This is a genomic window from Vibrio sp. MACH09, from assembly GCF_033238805.1.
GTDB lineage: Bacteria > Pseudomonadota > Gammaproteobacteria > Enterobacterales > Vibrionaceae > Vibrio.
In genome coordinates, this window is sequence record NZ_BSFZ01000001.1 from 2,650,706 (window position 1) to 2,671,916 (window position 21,211).

The following is a 21,211-nucleotide window of genomic DNA, read 5'->3' on the forward strand; positions in this document are numbered from 1 at the left end:
AAAAGCCTCGTAACTCATCGTTACGAGGCTTTTTCAATAAAGATTCTTGTTAATACTAACCTTACTAGCTCAGTGATTAAAATCGCTATACAGAGAAAGGATACTTAATGGCATCGTGACACTGGTAATCCGTCACGTCAAAGTCATCTAAGGTTACCCATGTTTCTAAATCTTCTAGTGATTTAATGTCTGGGCTAATGCTAAATTTTGCCGGAGCGAGTGGCTCACGTTTAAGCTGAACATTCTGCATTAAGTCCAGTTGATCCTCATAAATATGGCCGTTAACAATTTTATGATACGCCACTCCTGCTTTGTGACCGGTTATCTGCGCCATTAACGCTAAAAACACATAAACCTGCACCATATTAAAATTTAGCCCTAGAGGCACGTCACACGAACGTTGTGTGCTATTTAAATAGAGAGTATCACCTAACAACGAAAAATGATGGCTGTACATACACGGTCTCAAGCACCCCATATGAAACTCACCAGGATTATAAAAGTTTAAAATCTCACCTCTATTATCAATGCCATTTGTTAAGTCATTAACAATATTTTTGAGTTGATCGACACTGCCACCATCAGGTTTAGACCAAGCCCTTCCTTGCACACCATAGACTCTACCCATATCATCTTCACCTTGACGATATGGATTGTTCAGCCAAGCTTGATTAAGGTTGGCATTGGCATCCCAAGTTTTAGTACCTAACTTACGAAAATCTTCAGCATTGTCGTAACCTCTGATATAGCCGAGCAGTTCGGCTACTGCAGCTTTCCAGAAACTTTTACGGGTTGTCACCAAGGGAAACTGATTGTTCGCAACGTCATAGGACAAGTCTGCATTAATGACCGTTAAACAACGTTTACCGGTTCGTTCATTTTCAACCCAAACACCTTCATCTACAATACGCTGACATAAATCTAAATACTGTTTCACTGCTTAGCCTCTTTTTTGTCACTTCTATATGCCCAAGTGATTAGTAGCACACCGAAAATAATCATTGGAGAAGATAAAATCTGTCCCATGGAAATAAAATCACCAAATAATCCTAGATGATCATCAGGTTCACGGAAATACTCTACGATAAATCGGAATACACCATAACCAAGCAAAAATAAGCCTGACACGGCGCCAGCAGGGCGTGGTTTACGAATATAGATATTTAAGATAATAAACAACAACACCCCCTCTAACGCAAACTCATAAAGCTGGGAGGGGTGACGAGGAAGGAAGCCCCCACTAGGAAACAAGACTGCCCATGACACATCCGTCACTCGTCCCCACAACTCATCATTCATAAAGTTGCCTAGTCGACCTAAACCTAAGCCAAATGGCACCAATGGCGCGATAAAGTCAGCGACATTAAAGAAAGTGCGTCCATTTTTATAGGCGTACCAGCCCATGGCACTAATAACACCTAACAATCCACCATGGAATGACATTCCCCCAGTCCACACTTTAAAGAGGTACAAAGGATCATCTAAAAATGCTGAAAACTGGTAGAAGAATACATAACCAACACGACCACCAATCACCACACCTAAAAAGCCAAGAAAGAGCAAGTCTGATACTTGCTCTCTAGTCCATCCGCTTCCTTTCTTATCTGCTCGCCTGTTTGCTAACCACATAGCAAACAAAAAACCAAACAGATACATCAGCCCATACCAACGTACCGATAAGGGGCCAATGGAGACAAGAACAGGATCAATCTGAGGAAACTCAATAAAGCCTTGTGGCATATAACAACTCTCTTTAAATCACATAATGAATACGGATTGATAATATGGTGCCCGATAATAAACTCATCCTAGCAACAGCTCAAGACCATGCACTTTGACGATTCGTTTTTCGGAACTCGAAATGAATTAAGATAACAACATTCTTCCTGCTATAAACAGTAAAAATACCGCAAACACTTTCTTAAGCTGAACGGTGGGTAAACGGCTGGCTAGCCGAGCACCAAACTTCGTCGTAAAAATGGAAGTTGAGACAATAGCAAGCAAGGCCGGAACATAAACATAACCAATACTGTAGTCCGGCAAATGACTAACTCCAAATCCATTCCAAATAAAACCAACCATCCCCGATAATGCGATAACACAACCACAGACAGAAGAAGAGCCGATTGCCTTACGCATTTCTACACCATAGCGGTTTAAATAAGGCACAGTTAAAGAGCCTCCGCCAATACCAGCAAGCGTTGACACTATACCGATCAAACAGCCCGATATAGAGGTCATTATCGTTGATGGCATTACTCTAACTTTCTTTGATTTCACCGACAACAGCATTTGGCCTGCTAAAAACAGTACGATAACGCCAAACACCTTCGGTAAATTTTCGCTAGGAATTAACTCCGCTACGTAAGATCCCATCAAGCCGCCAATAACCACACCAGGCAATAGCCACTTGATCACAAAAACATCTACATTTCCTAACTTCAGATGGTTTAAAGCGGAAGAGCCAGAGGTAATGATGATGGAAGCAAGGGACGTAGCCAAAGCGATATGCATTACCACGTCAGCCGATATATCGGCTTTAGGGAGCAGTACCAAAAGGGCAGGAACAACAATTAGACCGCCACCAATACCTAACAGTCCCGCCATCACACCAACAAAGCTGCCTAGTAACAGCAAAGATATAAGTAATTCGTAATTCAAAATCGCCTCTATTTTTTACCTGCTCGAACAAACCCGGCAAGCTGCTTGCTTTCCAAGTATTCGACCATCATTTTATATATTTCACTGCTATAAGGCTGACCCAACGCTTTGGCCGTTAACGTTTCTAACTGCTTAGAGTCTACCTTCCTAAGCAAGTACTTAACTCTAGCCACGTTCGCGGTATTCATACTTAGTGAGCGATACCCGAGACCAACAAGCAACAATGCGCCGATAGGATCACCCGCTAACTCACCACACACGCTAACAGGTAAGCGATATTGCTGACAGGTTTGTTGTATCTGTTTTAACGCCATTATCACCGCAGGATGAATGGATTCATAAATACTAGCAACTCGGGCGTTATTCCGATCAACGGCCAGTAAATATTGTGTTAAATCGTTACTCCCCACTGACACATAATCAACCTTGTTGGCGAGTAATGGCAATAAATACAACATCGAAGGCACTTCTACCATGATTCCGACTTCAGGTCTAACAACCTTAGGTTCTATCTTTTTAACTTCGATATAAGCTTGATTAAGCAAAAGCAGCGCATCATCCAACTCCTGACAGCTAGCAATCATTGGCAATAAAATTCTGAGATTATCGATACCAACACTGGCTTTCAGCATTGCTCTAAGTTGCACCAAAAAAATATCAGGGTGATCAAGGGTGAAACGGATGCCCCGCCACCCCAAAAATGGATTGTCTTCCTCAATAGGAAGATAAGGTAACGGTTTATCTCCACCAATATCTAGAGTACGCATCACTACTTTTTTATCTGGGTAACTCGACAATATGCTCCGATATCGGGAAGCCTGCTCTTCTTCAGAAGGAAAGCCGTGCTGCAATAAAAAGGAGATTTCTGTTCTATATAAGCCAACACCGTCAACGCCTTTGTTGATCGCAATGTTCGCATCAGCACTTAAACCCGCATTCAATAATACTTCGACTTGGCAGTTATCTTTAGTGCAAGCCGCTTGAGAAATTTCACCTTCAACTAACTCCGATAATTCGTGTTCTTCTTGTTGCAGGCTAATATACTCTTTAAGCAACGTTTTGTTTGGCTCTACAACAATCTCGCCGCTATAACCATTTACAATCCCCCGTTTGCCTTGAATTGACTCAGGCGTAAAGGTCGCCCCCATGATTGCGGGCACTCCAAGAGCACGAGACAAAATAGCAGCATGAGAGTTAGCCGCCCCCTCTAGCGAGACAACCGCGAGTAATTTCTCTTTTGGTATGCCCGCTAAAAGCGAGGCCGTTAGTTCCCTTACGACCAAGATAACCGGTTGCTGAAGTTCTAGAGTACTCACCTCAGAGTTGTGTAAAAAGTAGAGTAAACGCTGTCCAAGTTCTCGAATGTCCTGCGCACGTTCACGCATATAAACGTCAGACATTTTGGCAAAGCGGTTAGAGTAAGCTTCGACCACCTGTCTCAATGCCCAATCCGCTCTGTCTCCCTTGTTAATCTGATCTTTTAAATCAGCCCGTAACATTGGATCATTCAATAAGTGCGTAAACAGATCAAAAATAGCAAGCGCATCTTTATTAAGCTCACTATCCAGTTTTTTTCGCATTCGTCGAAAATCGGCAATCGCATTTTCAATCGCCAACATTAGCCACTCTTGCTCTTGAGAGACATCAAGGGCGGATGCAGGGTATACATCGGATAACTCAGGTTGGGTGTTGTCCCACCAAAACTCCCCTACTGCCACTCCCGGAGATGCCCCAATGCCTGTAATGATCTCGGTTCTTTTTTTATTTAACAGCCACTGACCTTGGCCTTGAGCATGAGCAATAATGACCGCTATCTGAGCCGCGAGAGTAACAAGGAACGACTCTTCCATTTCGTTAAATAAACGGGGGGATTGCTGCTGAATAACCAGTACCCCAAGGACTTGCTTGCGGTAGATAATAGGGGTTCCAAGAAAGGAGTTGTAGATCTCCTCCCCTAGCTGTGGAAAGAGTTTAAATTCAGGATGTTTAGCCGCTTCTGCCAAGTTTAACGGTTCTGCGTTACGTCGAACCAAACCCACCAAACCATCTTGATATTTTACAAAGAAGTGTCTCTTTTTAACTTTTAACCCTTGAGTCGCCATTAGCTCAAGACGGTTCTTTTCATCATTAGCCAAGTAAACTGTGCAGCATTCGGTTTGAACGGCTTTACATGTTTCTTGCACCAATAGCTTCAAAGCTTGATGAACATCATCAAGCTTTGAGACTTTTTCAACTATGTCCCTTAGTTGAGTTAACATGATTACCCTCTACGATTTTTGCGTTTACCTTTTATCTTTCGCTCCTTAAATGGCATAGCCAAAGATGCAAACTCTTTCATCGCACGACGATAAACATCTCTTTTAAACGAAACTACTTGTCTTACTGGGTACCAATAACTTACCCATCTCCAACCATCAAATTCAGGGGTTTTTCCACGCTGCATATTAACTTTAGATTCATCGCTATCTAAACGCAGTAAAAACCATTTCTGTTTTTGCCCGATACAAACAGGTTTTGAGTCCCAACGAACTAAGCGTTTTGGTAGGCGATACCTTAACCAATGACGACTCGTGGCAACAATTGTTACATCCTGTTTTGTAAGACCAACCTCTTCATATAACTCTCGAAACATGGCTTGCTCAGCGGTTTCTCCATCATCAATTCCCCCTTGAGGAAATTGCCAAGAGTGTTGTCCATATCGTTTAGCCCAGAATACCTGACCATGGTTGTTACAAATCACTATTCCCACATTTAAGCGGTAACCATCGCCATCGATCACTGGCTGACCTCTAAAAAATTTTTCTTGGCGTGATTTTTCCACATATCCCCAGTTCTCGCAAACTTACATGTCTAATTTACGAAATATTTATTTTCTGCCAAAGCGAGTTTGAATAACTTTTGTTCAAATATAGAGTTATCAACACCAAACGCGTCAGATCACAAATTTATTCACCATTTCTGTGAATAACTATGTGAAGAATTTTAAATAAGCCAATAAAGACGAGCAATATATAATCAAGAAAAATGACCAACGCTGTAACATACACATACAAAATAACTAAAAATCAATCAGTTAATTAAAATCAAAGTAGATTCACCATGATAAAAAACAACAAGGATCTTCTATCTTTTTAGATCGGTCAAAGATCAACCGCATAGAGGGTTATCCACACTAACAACTGCCAATTTCATCATAGCACCAATTTAGCAACTGTTTTATCGCCTCAAAAGACCTGTTAATTGATCCAGTAGTGGCTAAAGCTCATCATTTTTAAAATAGCCTGTGGATAAGTGGCATTATGATCATTAATTCATCATCAGATCCAATGGACACGGTTGTCTATTTAGCCATAGATCATCATGCTCATCATTTAGAGCTATCGCGAAATATGATTGATATCGCTTGATAGTCGATCTTTACTAGGCATTATTTGTTACACTAGCCACTTCTTACTTCACAATTGTCTTTGTTAATCGATCATGAAACCGCAGCCAAAATCAGAACAAGAATTACTAGATAGAGCGCATGCAATTGCTGGTTTTACTTTCTATGAATTGGCAGAAGAAGCCAATATTTCTGTACCAAAAAATCTAAAACGAGACAAAGGTTGGGTAGGTCAATTGTTGGAATGGCACTTAGGCGCTATTGCAGGGAGCAAACCACAACAAGATTTTGTCGAGCTTGGCATCGAGTTAAAAAGTATTCCTATCAGTTATAGCGGAAAGCCGTTAGAAACGACATTTGTCTGTGTTGCTCCTTTAATTGGTGTACATGGCTTAACTTGGCAACAGTGCCATGTTAAACAGAAGCTATCTAAAGTGCTCTGGATCCCTGTTGAAGGAGAAAGAGAAATTCCTGTTGCAGATAGAAGGGTTGGAACCCCTATTCTTTGGTCGCCTTCAGAGCAAGAGGAGCGAGCTCTTCAAGCTGACTGGGAAGAGTTGATGGAGTTAATCGTTTTAGGTGAAGTAGAAAACATCACAGCCAAACACGGTGAAGTAATGCAACTTAGACCAAAAGCAGCAAATAGCCGAGTTGTTACAGAAGCATACGGAGCTTCAGGCAGGCCTATAAAAACGCTCCCAAGAGGTTTCTATCTCAGGACTCAGTTTACCGCTAACATTCTATCTCGTTACATATCCGCTCAATCTTAGTGGCGCTGCAGAGAGAGTTCGATATCGTGATAAGGGATCGTCCCTTCGGGAGAACCACATTCATCATCAGTATTGTGCAAACGTAAATACACCGACTCTACACCTAACCGACCAAGATCATCTTTTATCTGATCCAGTGACGAGTAATGTATTACTTCGTCATTTCGGTAAATAGGCTCCAGCTTGTGCTTATACTCCACTGCCAATAAGTAGTCAGACAGATCTTCACAACTAATAACATACAATTTAGGTTGAATATGCTTCTCATTGTGGTCGGCATGTAACCAGTGATCTAATTGAATTTTTTCCATAGAATCTCCTTCTTTCTATATAAGCTTAGTTCAGCTATCGGTAAATTCTAATTTCATTACTGTCTCTTCTTTGGGTATATTGGTTAAAAATAACAGTACAAGGAAGTGTTATGAAATATCATAAGCTGCCAAATTCAACATTGGAAGTCAGTAAAATATGCTTAGGTACAATGACCTTTGGCGAGCAAAACACTGAGCCACAAGCCTTTGAACAAATTGACTTTTCTCTTGATCACGGCGTAAATTTCATTGATACGGCAGAGATGTATCCTGTCCCTCCGAAGAAAGAAACTCAAGGTTCTACCGAGCAATTTATTGGTAATTGGTTAGCGAAATCAGGCAAGCGAGAAAAGGTCATTCTTTCGACTAAAGTAGCAGGGCCCGCTAACGTTCCTCATATCAGAGACGAGATGAGTTTAAGTAGAAGAAATATTCACAGCGCGATAGATAGTAGCCTTACTCGTCTTAAAACTGACTACATAGATCTCTACCAACTGCATTGGCCTCAACGACAAACCAACTTCTTTGGCAAACTCAATTATCACTATCAAGATGAAAGTGAAGAAGTCACTCTCATTGAATCTCTAGAAGCGCTTGCAGAGCTCGTTAGAGCAGGGAAAGTTCGTTATATTGGCTTATCCAATGAAACGCCTTGGGGAGTAATGAAGTTTCTTCAGTTAGCCGAAAAACATGACTTACCTAAGATAGTCTCGATCCAAAACCCTTATAACTTACTCAACCGCAGCTTTGAAATAGGATTGGCAGAAATTGCCCAGCACGAAGGTGTTGAGTTACTTGCTTATTCTCCACTCGCGTTTGGCTGTCTTTCAGGAAAATATCTAAACAATGCCAAACCAGACGGAGCTCGTTGTAGTCAGTGGCAGCGATTCTCGCGTTACTTTACACCCCAAGGTATAAAAGCGACTCAAGCTTATGCCGATCTTGCCTTGCAATTTGGATTGCAGCCAGCACAAATGGCGTTGTCGTTTGTTAATCAACAACCATTTGTAGCATCAAACATTATTGGTGCTACAAACCTAGAACAGCTATCCGCCAATATTAACAGTATGGAAGTAGAATTAAGCAAGGAGTTACTAGAAGAGATTGAAAAGATTGGAGTTGAATACTCCAATCCTTGTCCTTAAAGCCGCAATCATAGGGGGAAATTTACCTTCCCCCTACCATTACGTTACCAGTCTCGATCGAAAAACACGACGAAGATGACGCATACGACGTTCTACAACTAAGTTTTCAGGCTCGGTATATCCCATAACTCGACCATCACTTTCAAGGCCAATATCTTTCAACAGATGTGTATTCTGCCAAGGAATATCATACTTTGAACGACGTATTGCACTTTGCCATTTTTTTTCTTCTCGGCGTAAATCTGCTTTAACAAATAAAACCGCTACTTTTAAATAGATAGAGTGACTCATGATTAATCTCCAGTTAATTAAATAATTTGACTGGAAAAATGGCAGTAGAATTGAAAATATAGACTATAACCCTATTTAGCTGCCATTTTCCGCAGCCTTTCAGGTTACGGATTAATTAGTATCAGTATGCTTGGTGATAGAAGAAGCCATAAAAAATACGGATCTATCCAGCGATACAGAATTTAAGAACGCACAAATTGTATGAACGAATGTGAAATATTTCATTTGTGCCTCCTGTTAAAAACTAATTAATCGTAAAGATGAGTGAATGTTATTCACGCTCAAATTGTAACCACTTTTAAGTTATATGCAATAGCTATTTACTACTAAAGTGAAAATTTATTCACGCTTACATCAGCTATCTATTAATATACTCAAGTGACCTCAAGGTGCTTGTTCAGCGAGAATTTATTGGCTGCTGATCAAGGCACTGATTTGAAGGCATAGTCATTCTACGGAAAGAATCAGTAACACAGAGCAGGAGCCAATAAAACTCGCCCTTTGGGAGCACATCAACACGCCCATTTCTGCGGAAGATAATCTTGAAAGGGAATGCCATTCTTTCAATTATCTTTCTTGAACTGTACTTGTTGATGTTGCTCTGAATCCTACATCTTGAGGTCACTTGAGTATATGTGAGAAATATCTAACTCCCGCTGTCACTCGTTAGCGGAAAGTTCTCTGTGTAGACAATGATCATTACATGGATTCTGAAATTAAATTATGCTTATTCAATAACCTATACATGGTCGCTCTAGAGACCCCTAGCTCTTTTGCCGCGGGTGAAACTTGCCCTTCATGCGACTCTAATACCAAAACCAAGGCATCTTTCTCAGAATTTTCTCGAATACTTTTAAGGCTTCGTCTACCACTAATAACTTTAGGAAGATCAAGCTGATTAATATCAATTATAGCGCTATCAGACATCAATACCGCTCGTTTTACTTGGTTAGAAAGCTCTCTCACATTACCCGGCCAATGATATTGCATTAACGCCTTCAAAGCTTGATCAGAGAAACCTTTTGCCTGCGCATTATATTCTTTAGAAAACTCCTGCAAAAAATGTTTAGCCAAAATCGCTATATCACCAGTCCGTTCCTTTAAACTAGGAATATTAATTCTAAGAACGTTTATATAATGATAAAGCTCTTCATTAAAATCTTTGTCTGCTAACGACTTCTCAATATCCGTGCTATAACCTGCTAATATCCTCACATCCAATTCTTTCCTGCCATCAATTGACTCGATTTTTCCATCTTGCAAGAATCGAAGTAAGTTTCTCTGTTGAGAGCGTGACATCATTAAAATGTCATTAAAAAATAGAGTACCACCATGCGCTTTTTCTAATAAACATGGGCCGGCATCAGCATCGATATTTTTGCCAAATAGCTCCTGAGCCATCCTAGCTTCTGATAGCGCCCCACAATTAACACTAATAAAAGCTTCTTTCGAGCGGGTAGACATAGTGTGAATAGCTTTTGCCACACACTCTTTTCCAGCTCCGTTTTCACCATAGATTAAAATACTGACGTCCGTAGAACTGATGCGTTTAACCTGTTCTCTGAGCCGTTTCATAGAAACCGACTCACCCGTTAATCCCATGTCTTTATTGCATCCATAATTAGGCCATACTTTTCTTTCTAATTTAAGCATGCCTAACTGGTGACCAATGGTGCTCATCAGTTGTGTATCTGGCATTGGAGCGGTAAAAAAATCGATACAGAAGTTAACAATAAACTGGCAGATGGTATCAGAGCTTAATTGTGATTCTCTTATAAATGCCAACCATCGGACGTGTTTATAGCTACTAACTAAATTAGCAATACCGTTTAAACTAAATTCATCCTGACTTAAATCTACGATACCAATACAAGGACCAATATCATTTAACAGTATGTCGGCCTTACGTAAATCACCACACCGCTGACATTGCCAACCTTCTTGCTCTAAAACAGACAACCACGGTTCTTGCTTACCACCAACCACGACAAGAGAGCCCGCAACAGAATCCATTCGAAATTGTGTGCCCATGACAGATCCTTTTTTATTATATTTGTTGAGAGGAATGCACCCACTACTCAGTGGTCTATTGACCCTAAAAAAATACTTTCTCTGTATACAAGAAAATATTCGCAGGGATATAACAGTATCGAGACATTGGCTGTTTTTCTGTCTCATTATTAAGACTTAGCACATGTTAATTGCTCGTCAAGTTAGCTACTTCATTTTTTGCACCACTGCTATAAAAAAACCTACTTAATAAAGTAGGTTTTTAGTTCAGTGAATGGATTCTTCCAAGCCTTTATGCTGGCTCTTGGAAAATAACCGTATCCGCTTTTTCTGTATACTGTCCCATTTTATGGAAGTTTAGGTAGCGATAAGTATCTGCTGCTGTCGCATCAATCTGCTTAGCAAACTCTAGATACTCCTCTTTAGACGGAATTTTGCCTAAAATAGCGCCAACCGATGCTAACTCAGCAGATGCAAGATAAACATTCGCCCCCGTACCTAAACGGTTAGGGAAGTTACGAGTTGATGTTGAAATCACTGTCGCTTCATCGGCTACCCGTGCTTGGTTACCCATACAGAGAGAACAGCCCGGAGTTTCGATACGAACACCAGCACGACCGAAGATACCGTAGTACCCCTCTTCTGTGAGCTGATCTTTATCCATCTTCGTCGGTGGAGCAATCCAAAGACGAGTATCAAGTTGACCGCTATGCTTATCAAGCAACTTACCCGCGGCACGGAAATGGCCAATGTTGGTCATACAAGAACCAATAAAGACTTCCTGAATCGCAGTACCCTGTACATCAGAAAGTAGACGCGCATCATCCGGATCATTTGGCGCACATAAAATTGGCTCACTGATCTCAGCCAAGTCAATTTCAATCACGTGAGCGTATTCAGCATCATTATCTGCCGTCATTAACTCAGGATTTTCAAGCCACTCTTGCATGGATGTAATACGACGCTCAAGGGTACGTACATCACCATACCCTTCAGAAATCATCCACTTCAACATAACAATGTTGGAGTTAAGGTACTCTTCAATCGACTCTTGAGATAATTTAACCGTACAACCTGCCGCAGAACGTTCTGCAGAAGCATCAGAAAGTTCAAATGCCTGTTCCACACTTAAATGTTCAACACCTTCGATCTCTAGTACACGACCTGAGAACTCATTGATCTTACCCGCTTTCTCTACCGTAAGGAGTCCTTGCTTGATACCATAATATGGAATCGCATGAACCAGATCACGTAGCGTAATACCCGGTTGCATTTCACCTTTAAAACGAACCAGTATAGATTCAGGCATATCCAGCGGCATCACTCCAGTCGCAGCAGCAAACGCCACCAAACCAGAACCTGCTGGGAATGAGATACCGAGAGGGAAACGAGTATGAGAGTCACCACCGGTTCCAACTGTATCAGGTAGCAACATACGGTTTAACCAAGAGTGAATAACACCGTCACCAGGGCGCAAAGAAACGCCAGCACGGTTCATTATGAAATCAGGCAATGTGTGGTGCGTATTAACATCAACAGGTTTTGGATACGCTGAAGTGTGACAGAAAGACTGCATCACTAGGTCTGCAGAGAAACCTAAACAAGCAAGATCTTTTAGCTCATCACGAGTCATTGGGCCGGTCGTATCTTGCGAGCCAACGGTGGTCATTTTAGGTTCGCAATAGGTTCCTGGACGAATACCGTCAACACCACAAGCTTTACCCACCATTTTTTGCGCTAATGTATAACCTTTACCCGTATCTTCTACCGCAACTGGACGGCGGAAAATTTCTGATGGCTCCAACCCTAACGCTTCACGAGCGCGATCAGTCAATCCGCGACCGATAATTAGAGGTATACGACCACCCGCACGAACTTCATCAATCAACACATCTGTTTTTAAGCCAAACTCCGCCAACACGTCACCTGACGCGTTATCCGTGACTTTGCCTTCATATGGATAGACATCAATTACATCACCCATATTCAATTTAGAGACATCAACTTCAATAGGAAGCGCACCTGCATCTTCCATGGTGTTAAAGAATATCGGGGCTATTTTGCCACCCAATACATAACCACCAGCACGTTTGTTCGGTACATTAGGAATATCATCCCCCATAAACCACAACACAGAGTTTGTGGCAGACTTACGAGATGAACCTGTACCTACAACGTCACCAACATATACAAGTTGATGACCTTTCTCTTTAAGGCTCTCAATCTGTTTTACAGGGCCAATGCTACCCGCTTGATCCGGTTCAATACCCTCTCTTTGGTTTTTAAGCATCGCTAAAGCATGCAGCGGAATATCTGGACGCGACCACGCATCAGGAGCTGGAGAGAGGTCATCCGTATTTGTTTCGCCAGTTACTTTAAATACCGTTAGTGTAATTTTCTCTTTAAGCTCAGGCTTAGATAAAAACCACTCAGCCTCTGCCCATGACGTTAATACTTGCTTGGCATATTCATTACCGGCCTTTGCTTTCTCTTCTACGTCATAAAAAGCATCAAACATGAGTAAAGTATGAGACAGCACTTTTGCTGATATTGGCGCTAAAGAGTCATCATCAAGTAATGAAATTAACGGTTCAATATTGTACCCACCTTGCATTGTGCCAAGAAGCTCAACAGCTTTCTCTTTACTTACCAGCGGAGAACTTGCTTCACCCGTTGCAACAGCCGTCAAAAAACCAGCCTTTACATAAGCGGCTTCATCAACACCAGGGGGAATTCGGTTTTCTAGTAGGTCAAGAATAAACGCTTCTTCACCTTTAGGTGGGGTTTTAACCAGTTCAATTAATGCAGCAACTTGTTCTGCATTCAGTGGTTTTGCAACTATTCCTTCCACTGCACGTTCTTCGACGTGTTTTCGATAGGCTTCAAGCACGACTAATTCCTCTCATTGCGGTTCAATTTCTTTTTAGTATGAAAATGAACATCCTTGGAAAACTTGGCTTCCTGCCGCACATTATTATTTAATTCAGGTTAATAAACGGACAGCGGCGAGGGCCAAACTGTGCAAGAGAGAATAGCAAATTTAACTAAAAATTAAAATCCAATCATTTTGACCAACATATCATCTTGCGACTAAAGTTCTACAATGCGCAATTTATATCATTATGAATTTTATGATTTTTATTATTTGTTATTAGACTAAAAAGTATGACCGAGTATTAAGTAAACAGATTGACGATGTCCTTCTGTCATCCCAAATGCAAATACAATCGGCCCAATAGGTGATGCTACACCAGCAAAAACAGACCCTGCATGGTAAAGAGGCGCGTCTTTGATTTTGACATCTGTATCATTCCATACTCCGCCATACTCATATGACGCACCTAAGTAAACCGGGGCAGTGAACAGTCCAAAATCATTATTAAACCAGCGATAACGATAAACTAAGCTACTAAAAAACAGGTTTTGACCAACAAGGCTGTTTCTGGATATTCCCGACAAACGCAAAAATCCGCCAAGCTCTTTAGGTTGAATAGCAAGATTATTGGCGGTTTTATCCTCTACCGCGCCATATTCAAGATGTCCGACTAAAGTATTATCACCAAAACTATAGGCACCACGTACAAGGGTTGAAATTTCATGAACCACATCGTCTTTGAAATCAAACTCTTCTTGATCGTTGTTTTCGTCCCTTACTATAGTGGAACCTTTCACAGAATCATCCGACACAAAGTACTCAATATCAAACTGAAATCCCTTGGTAGGCAAACTAAAATCATCTAGAGTATCAATGCGATAGCGAGCAAACATACCTTTCCTTGTATAGTCCGCAAAGCCATAATCTGGAGCTGTACTTAGGTTTGCCTCACCATCAATAAAACGGGCACCTACCCTTAACTCTTGCCATAACTGAGGCTGAAAACCAATGGCGGCTTCGCCTTTAAACTCCGAATAAGTCGTGGATAAAGAGTTATCCGCCATATCCAAGTTACTTTCACCATTTAAGCCCGATATAGGAGTATTCTTTTTATCTTTGCTATAACTGACACTCAGTAAATTTAATAAGTACTGATTACTAAAAAATGGCGAAGACCAGTTAAGCGCTATATTTCTGTCGGTCCCCAGCTCTAAATTCGCTTTTAACTCAGCCCCAACGCTATTTAGTCCAGTAAAGTTGGTGGATACACCCAAGGCATATTGACTCTCAGAAGTAAAATCTTCCTCTAAGAAAAAACGAAAATTAACATAGTTAGGTCCCCACTCTTTCTCTTTTACATTAAAAGTCAGTGTGGTTTCATCGGATGATGTATCAAAATGATACGAGACAGTTTCAAACCTATCTAAAGCATAGAGGTTACTGACACTCAACTCTAAAGACTCTGTCGATACTCTCTCACCGGTACTCACTCCTAAACGATCAAGCACCAGCTCATCTTTATAATGTGAATGGTTATTAAGCACGATGTTATCCACCACCAGCTCATCACCATGTTTTAGAGCTCTTCTGGCATCTTCTTTATCGTCGATATACTTTTGATACTGAGCGACTGTCACCGCATATCTTTGCAGTTTTTCACTTTGTTGCTGTGCCGCTTGGTAACCGAAACGATAAGCTTGAGGCATTTTGTCAAACTCCATGGTCTCCATTTCCCCAACAGCAGGTTTTAACAGTGTATCCTTGTCCGTTAACTGCTCAGCTTGTTCATTAGTGGTACGCCGAACAAGATAATTGGAAAGTTGACCGGCAACCGTCATCATATCGATCACGCCTTCTTGATCGAGATAATCAGTGCTTATATCTACGGCAATAACGATATCCGCCCCCATAGAGCGTGCTAGATCGACGGGCATATTATTGGTCACTCCGCCATCAACAAGTAACTTACCCTCTAAAGGGAAAGGCGGCAGAGCTCCCGGCACCGACATACTGGCCATCATCGCATCGGTAAGTAATCCTTTATCCAACACGACTTCATCCAGCTCTACGATGTCGGTAGCAACGGCCCGATAACGAAGAGGAAGTAAATCAAATGACTCAAATCTAGGGAAGTTTCCTGATGATTCGCGGAGAATCCGCATCATAGTTTGCCCTTGAACGATCCCTTTAGGCGAACGTATCTCCCCCCAACCTAGCCCTAAGTCTGTGGTCAGTTGAAAGTAGTCTTCATAGGCTTTATCTCTTACTCGTCTATCACTACGACTGACTCTGTCACGATAACCGCTATTCCAATCCGTAGTATAAATTAACGCTTCTATCTCATCGGCGCTCATGCCTGTGGCATACAAGCCTCCAACATACGCCCCCATACTGGTTCCTGTCACAATATCCACAGGAATGTGCATCTCTTCCAGCGCTTTGAGTACGCCAATATGTGCGGCACCTTTTGCTCCTCCTCCGGCCAATACCACGGCGATGGTAGGACGTTCCTGAGAAGACGAATCCGCAGTAACTTGTGCAGCGTGTATGCTCACAGAGTAACAGCAGCATACAATCGCTACGATTCGTAAGTAGTCATAAAATCCTTTCACGCCCAAACCTCAAAGAAAGTGGATTTAGAATTAAAACACATATCAATAGTGGCGATTTAAACGACACTACCGGAGAAATCATCATTTAATTAACCGTAATCGGCTTATTCAAAAAGCCTTTTTATCCACTGTGCGGGTGAGCTCTGACAAGAACGAAGAATTTGACCATCTTTGTCCCATACAGGTAATTTAAAACTGTTTGAGCAATCCAATTTAAGAGCACCACTGCTTGTTCTGCTAAACCCTAGGGTAGAGATACTTTTTGGCCACGGTAATGACAAGCGTTGCGGGATCCTCTTGTTCAAATACTCAGCATAAACTCGTAAAGCCCCACTCGATCCCGTTAATTTAGTCGGTTTATTATCATCCCGTCCAACCCAAATGGTAACCACTTCACGTCCATCAACCCCAACAAACCAACTGTCTCGGCTATCATTACTGGTTCCGGTTTTTCCCGCCAATGCCGCCCAACCAAATTGACCTTGCAAATAACGGCCAGTGCCTTCTGCTACGGCTTTTTTCATCGCATAAGTTGTTAACCACGCCGCTTGCTCATCCACCGTCGCACTCATGGTTGGGATGGATTGATATAATACGTTGTCATCAATGTCTTTTACCATACGTAGTGCTGATAATTTTGCCAGTTTTCCGGAATTAGTTAACGTCTGATACATTTGCGACACTTGAAAAGGAGAGAGAGAAAAAGCGCCTAAGAACATAGCAGGTACCGGACGAATCTCTTGTCTATCAACCCCTAGCGCATCTAGCGTGTTCGTCACTTTCGGAATCCCTAATGCCAAACCAAGACGAACTGTCGGTATGTTTAGCGAGTTAGCTAACGCTTTATATAAAGGCACCTCTCCTCTAAATTTTTTATCAAAATTTTGTGGCTGCCATACAGACCCTTTACTCCCTTTCATCTTGATTGGTTTGTCTTGTAACGTTGTCGCCAATGTATATTGAGATGGAGAAGAGAGCGCAGTTAGATAAACGGCTGGCTTGACCAGAGAGCCTATTGGCCGACTGGCATTTAACGCTCGATTAAATCCATCATAACCCGCTCTTTTCCCACCAACCATGGCTCGTATCTCTCCCGTCTGCCTGTCTACAGCAACCACTGCTGCCTCAAGACCTTTACCGCTATTTTTTTCTAGCTGTGCGACTTTTTTCGCTACCGCTTTCTCCATTAGCGATTGAGAGACAGGATCCAATGTTGTAAACAGTTGTAATCCAGCATGTTGGTGAAATTCATCCCCCAACTTCTCTTGCAACTCTATTTTCAATTGTTGAAAGTATGCGGGTTGTCTGCTGGCTATTTGTGGCTTTTTCTGTATATCCAACTCCCGACTTACTGCTTGATCGTATTGTGCCGCGGTCAGAATCTCTTGCTGCATTAGCAGCCTTAACACTAAATCTCGTCGCGCTTTACTGCGAGCAGGATAACGGATGGGATTATAATAAGAAGGGCCTTTAACCATTCCGACTAATAGAGCCAATTGATCCAATCTCAATTCCTGAAGAGGAACACCAAAATAGAATCGAGCAGCTAAACCAAAGCCATGTACCGCCTGCCCTTGGGCCTGCCCTAGATACACTTCATTTAGGTAAGCTTCTAATACTCGATCTTTGTCATAACGATAATCAATGATAAGAGCGATATACGCTTCTCTAATTTTCCGCCATAAGGTTTTTTCTCGGGATAGAAACAAGTTTTTAGCCAATTGTTGGGTCAAGGTACTACCACCTTGTACCGTTCTACCAGCTTTAATATTGGCAACCAATGCACGTAAAATAGAGGTAGGAGAAACCCCATCGTGTTGATAAAAATCTCTATCTTCCGTGGTCAGCAGAGCATCAACAAGAAACTCAGGAAACTGCTCTCTCTTTAAATAAAGGCGAGTTTGGTCGACATCATTTTCCAACATTCCTAGCATTTTAGGCTCTATGCGTAAAAAACCCATGTCGCTTTTATTTTCAAGAGAGTAGATTCGCTTCAAGCCTAAATTGTCAAAGTGAAGCATCACCCGTCTATCCGGCTGTGGTCCGTCTTCAAACTCGAATGGTCGACGAATTAACTCTAACTTGGTTGACGATGATGAATACTCTCCCGCATGTCTAGGCTTCGCTACTTTTCGATAGTTTAAAACATCAAGCTCTTGTCTCATTTCCGCAATACTCATCTCCTGCCCAGGGAAAATGGTAAGAACTCGAGCATACACAACCGTAGGCAAATCAAATATCTGCCCATCAAATTTGGATCGTACAACCGTATCTAAGTAGATACCGATAAACAGCAGACAAGCGGCGGAAACCAGTGCAAGCTTCCAACTCAACCGCCAAAAACGACGCAATAGTGACACTTTTTGAGTTGGCTTTCTGCTGCGTCTCTTACCTGTAGCCGCTCTTTTGCTGGGCTTCTTCTTTGCAGCAACACGCTTTTTAGCGCTGCTCTTCTTTTCGACTGCTTTCTTATTGGTCATATTTTCAACTGTCGTTTTGTTTTGGTTGTCGCGATATGGTTTGCAGGATCGTCAGGCCATAGGTGTTTGGGGTATCGTCCCTTCATCTCTTTTTGCACCTCTTTATAGGCTCCCTGCCAAAATCCTGCTAAATCCGCCGTAATTTGTAAAGGTCTCTGCGCAGGAGAAAGTAACTCTAATACGATGGTTTTTCTACCATTAGCTATCGCTGGGGAGACTTTCTCTCCAAACACTTCTTGCATTCGCACTGACAGCATAGGCTCTTTACCGCTTTGATAACGAATACGCTTATTGCTGCCCGTAGGTAATTGATACTCTATGGGCAACAACTCATCCACTTGTTGGTTTAATGGCCAACCTAAATACGCCGTGAGCGCCGCTGATAAATCAATACTCTGTAGCGATTTCACGCTTTTCATATTATTCATAAACGGCTCTAACCAAGCATCTAGTTGTGTAAGTAGAGCTTCTGCAGATAAATTCGGCCACTCTTTCTCCGGGAACCATTCAGCACCACACCGGTACCGCTCCAGAAGAGCTTGGCTCTGTTTATCCCAAGGCAAGCATTGTAGCCCTGAGCGATGAATATAGTTCAGTAAAGCTTGAGTTAGCTGTGCTTGAGCTGGCTGAGGTAGTGCCTTTCTTGATATCACTAAATTACCGATACACTGTCTGGTTTCAGCGATTAAGCGGCCTTTAGCCACATCCCACTCTACCGATTCACTCTCCTCAACTAGATATGGCAGTGACTCTGTCAAACACGCTATATCCAACTTTGCAGCTAAAAATATTTGGCTCTCTCTATCTCGAGTACGCATAAGATCAATCGCGACAATATACTGGCTATCTGAGAGTGGATCATCTGACGAGATAGTCGCACCATGACCATTAGCCAAAATAAACTTACCTGAACGATTATTTCGATTTTGTCCGATTCGATCGGGATATGCTACCGCTAAGCTGAGTCCTATCAGAGTATCATCTATCTCTTTTAAATTAACCGTGACTGCCATCCTTTTAGCCAGTATTGCAACTCGCTTTGCAATCAGTGACTGCTTATTATGGCGATGATTTTTAATTGCATAGACTTCACTAGCAATGTCTACACCGCTATGACGAGACTCCTCAATTAATGCCACCAGACATAGCGCACAGCTCAGCATAGCAGTACCGTTCTGCTTAGCTTTAAGTAGCATAGCCGCCAACCGAACATCGGTACCTAACTGGCTCTGCTCTTTTCCCCATTCGGTTAACTGCCGACTATCCGTAACTAACCCTAGCTTTGTTAGTAGCTCATAGCCTTGATTAATGGCGTTTATCGAGGGTATATCCAGCCAACTCAGCTCCTCAACAGAAGTCACTCCCCATTGGGAGAGTTCCATACAGAGCGATGATAAATCTGAATGAAGAATTTCGGCCTGTGGAACTTGCGGTTGTAGAGCGAGTTGCTCCTTACTGTACATCCGCAAGCAGACCCCTTCTTCAAGCCTCCCCGCTCGACCCGCCCTTTGCTCCGCTGAAGATTGAGCAATGCGCCCTTCTTCTAAACGGGTTATCCCGGACTTCAAATCAAACTTAGCCAGTCGCTCTATACCGCTGTCAATAACCACTCGAATACCATCGATAGTTAAAGAAGTCTCAGCAATATTGGTGGCCAACACAACTTTGCGCCTCCCAGACTTGCTCGGCGAGATCGCTTTCTGCTGTTGTGAAAAATCAAGTTGACCATAAAGTGGCAGTACATCCACGTTATCCATGGCGATATTGAGTTTATTTTGTACCTGCTTGATGGCTGCCATACCCGGCAAAAAAACTAAAATTGAACCGGATTCTGAATCAAGGAGCGTGCGGATTTGACGAGATATCATCTGGTCCATTCTTTCATTCACTATCAAAGGAGCATAACGATATTCAATCGGATAATGTCGCCCCTGAGACTCTACATAGACAGCTTCAGGCAACAATCGTTGCAGTGCTGATTGATCTAACGTTGCCGACATTATCAGCAGTTTAAGGTCATCTCTAAAAACTTGTTGCACTTCTAAACTAAACGCCAAAGAAACATCAGCATGAATGCTTCTTTCATGAAATTCATCAAAAATCAGCAATTCAACGCCCGACAGTTCAGGATCAGACTGGATCATCCTAGTCATTATCCCTTCTGTCACTATCTCCAATCGAGTCGACGCACTGGTTTTACTTTCACCTCTAACACGGTAGCCAATCGTCTCACCAACGTTTTCATTAAGCTGGCTCGCTAAATATCGAGCAATATTCCTTGCCGCCAAACGTCTAGGTTCAAGCATAACTATTTTACCCGACAACCACTTTTGCTTGAGTATTTCTAGTGGTAATAGCGTCGACTTTCCGGCGCCTGGAGGGGCTTTTAAGATAAGTTGACTCTCTAATTGCAGTTTTTTTAGTAATTCTGGAAGAACCGCTTGAATCGGAAGTTGTGACACTGGAGAGCCTTATGCTATCGCAATTAAAAACATCTTGGATTTGATACAGTATATACTCAAGTGACCTCTAGGTGCAGAATTCAGAGCGGCATCAACAGGTTCAGTTCAAGAAAGATAATCGAAGAAATGGCATCCCCTTTCAAAGCTATCTGACGTAGAAATGGGCATGCTGATGAGATCCCAACGGGCGAGCTTTATTGGCTCCTGCT

At 42.1% G+C, this 21,211-nt stretch carries 14 protein-coding genes; 2 read left to right on the forward strand and 12 right to left on the reverse strand.

What is annotated here, in order from left to right; genetic code table 11:
- Window positions 1-85: 85 nt before the first annotated feature.
- From CHJ_RS11880 to rppH, 5 genes are all read right to left on the reverse strand, one after another.
- Window positions 86-937 (reverse strand): thymidylate synthase, encoded by an 852-nt coding sequence (locus CHJ_RS11880; protein ID WP_317917747.1) that lies wholly within the window; start codon window positions 935-937, stop codon window positions 86-88.
- The gene (lgt, locus tag CHJ_RS11885) at window positions 934-1,740 is read right to left on the reverse strand and encodes a prolipoprotein diacylglyceryl transferase (protein ID WP_317917748.1); all 807 of its coding nucleotides are present in this window, start codon (window positions 1,738-1,740) and stop codon (window positions 934-936) included. The genes CHJ_RS11880 and lgt overlap by 4 nt, the downstream gene beginning before the upstream one ends.
- 126 nt (window positions 1,741-1,866) lie before the next feature.
- Window positions 1,867-2,661 carry a sulfite exporter TauE/SafE family protein gene (locus CHJ_RS11890; RefSeq protein ID WP_317917749.1) on the reverse strand — a complete coding sequence of 265 codons (795 nt, stop codon included), beginning with the start codon at window positions 2,659-2,661 and terminating at the stop codon, window positions 1,867-1,869.
- Window positions 2,662-2,669: 8 nt separating this feature from the next.
- Window positions 2,670-4,919 carry a phosphoenolpyruvate--protein phosphotransferase gene (gene ptsP / locus CHJ_RS11895; RefSeq protein ID WP_317917750.1) on the reverse strand — a complete coding sequence of 750 codons (2,250 nt, stop codon included), beginning with the start codon at window positions 4,917-4,919 and terminating at the stop codon, window positions 2,670-2,672.
- A gap of 2 nt (window positions 4,920-4,921) precedes the next feature.
- Window positions 4,922-5,440 carry an RNA pyrophosphohydrolase gene (gene rppH, locus CHJ_RS11900; RefSeq protein ID WP_171751450.1) on the reverse strand — a complete coding sequence of 173 codons (519 nt, stop codon included), beginning with the start codon at window positions 5,438-5,440 and terminating at the stop codon, window positions 4,922-4,924.
- A gap of 701 nt (window positions 5,441-6,141) precedes the next feature.
- On the opposite strand from rppH, the gene mutH reads away from it, so the two are divergent.
- The gene (mutH, locus tag CHJ_RS11905) at window positions 6,142-6,816 is read left to right on the forward strand and encodes a DNA mismatch repair endonuclease MutH (RefSeq protein WP_317917751.1); all 675 of its coding nucleotides are present in this window, start codon (window positions 6,142-6,144) and stop codon (window positions 6,814-6,816) included.
- Here the strand turns inward: mutH and CHJ_RS11910 are convergent.
- Window positions 6,813-7,127, reverse strand: a complete 315-nt coding sequence (locus CHJ_RS11910; RefSeq protein ID WP_171751281.1) for a DUF6482 family protein — start codon at window positions 7,125-7,127, stop codon at window positions 6,813-6,815. The two genes, mutH and CHJ_RS11910, sit on opposite strands and share 4 nt — an antisense overlap.
- Before the next feature lie 110 nt (window positions 7,128-7,237).
- Here CHJ_RS11910 and CHJ_RS11915 point away from each other — a divergent pair, with 110 nt between their 5' ends.
- Complete coding sequence (locus tag CHJ_RS11915) at window positions 7,238-8,272, forward strand: NADP(H)-dependent aldo-keto reductase (protein WP_317917752.1); 1,035 nt, start codon at window positions 7,238-7,240, stop codon at window positions 8,270-8,272.
- Between the two features lie 39 nt (window positions 8,273-8,311).
- On the opposite strand, the gene CHJ_RS11920 is transcribed toward CHJ_RS11915, so the two are convergent.
- The 6 genes from CHJ_RS11920 to hrpB form a co-directional block, all read right to left on the reverse strand.
- A complete protein-coding gene (locus CHJ_RS11920) occupies window positions 8,312-8,563 on the reverse strand; it encodes a DUF1127 domain-containing protein (RefSeq protein WP_171751279.1) in 252 nt (83 codons plus the stop codon).
- Window positions 8,564-9,262: 699 nt separating this feature from the next.
- Complete coding sequence (locus tag CHJ_RS11925) at window positions 9,263-10,594, reverse strand: sigma-54-dependent transcriptional regulator (RefSeq protein WP_171751278.1); 1,332 nt, start codon at window positions 10,592-10,594, stop codon at window positions 9,263-9,265.
- A gap of 271 nt (window positions 10,595-10,865) precedes the next feature.
- Window positions 10,866-13,463: a bifunctional aconitate hydratase 2/2-methylisocitrate dehydratase gene (gene acnB, locus CHJ_RS11930; RefSeq protein ID WP_171751277.1), complete on the reverse strand. Its 2,598-nt coding sequence runs from the start codon at window positions 13,461-13,463 to the stop codon at window positions 10,866-10,868.
- 266 nt (window positions 13,464-13,729) lie between these two features.
- Window positions 13,730-16,060 carry a patatin-like phospholipase family protein gene (locus CHJ_RS11935; protein WP_171751276.1) on the reverse strand — a complete coding sequence of 777 codons (2,331 nt, stop codon included), beginning with the start codon at window positions 16,058-16,060 and terminating at the stop codon, window positions 13,730-13,732.
- A 104-nt stretch (window positions 16,061-16,164) separates the two neighbouring features.
- Complete coding sequence (mrcB, locus tag CHJ_RS11940; protein ID WP_317917753.1) at window positions 16,165-18,540, reverse strand: penicillin-binding protein 1B; 2,376 nt, start codon at window positions 18,538-18,540, stop codon at window positions 16,165-16,167.
- Window positions 18,537-21,002, reverse strand: coding sequence for an ATP-dependent helicase HrpB (gene hrpB / locus CHJ_RS11945; protein ID WP_317917754.1), 2,466 nt, complete (start codon window positions 21,000-21,002; stop codon window positions 18,537-18,539). The genes mrcB and hrpB overlap by 4 nt, the downstream gene beginning before the upstream one ends.
- Window positions 21,003-21,211 lie beyond the last annotated feature (209 nt).

Bases quoted from the DNA above. Each gene is read 5' to 3' on its own strand.
- lgt (WP_317917748.1), bottom strand. From the start codon at position 1,740: ATGCCACAAGGCTTTATTGAGTTTCCTCAGATTGATCCTGTTCTTGTC.
- ptsP (WP_317917750.1), bottom strand. From the start codon at position 4,919: ATGTTAACTCAACTAAGGGACATAGTTGAAAAAGTCTCAAAGCTTGAT.
- mutH (WP_317917751.1), top strand. From the start codon at position 6,142: ATGAAACCGCAGCCAAAATCAGAACAAGAATTACTAGATAGAGCGCAT.
- CHJ_RS11910 (WP_171751281.1), bottom strand. From the start codon at position 7,127: ATGGAAAAAATTCAATTAGATCACTGGTTACATGCCGACCACAATGAG.
- CHJ_RS11915 (WP_317917752.1), top strand. From the start codon at position 7,238: ATGAAATATCATAAGCTGCCAAATTCAACATTGGAAGTCAGTAAAATA.
- CHJ_RS11920 (WP_171751279.1), bottom strand. From the start codon at position 8,563: ATGAGTCACTCTATCTATTTAAAAGTAGCGGTTTTATTTGTTAAAGCA.
- CHJ_RS11925 (WP_171751278.1), bottom strand. From the start codon at position 10,594: ATGGGCACACAATTTCGAATGGATTCTGTTGCGGGCTCTCTTGTCGTG.
- mrcB (WP_317917753.1), bottom strand. From the start codon at position 18,540: ATGACCAATAAGAAAGCAGTCGAAAAGAAGAGCAGCGCTAAAAAGCGT.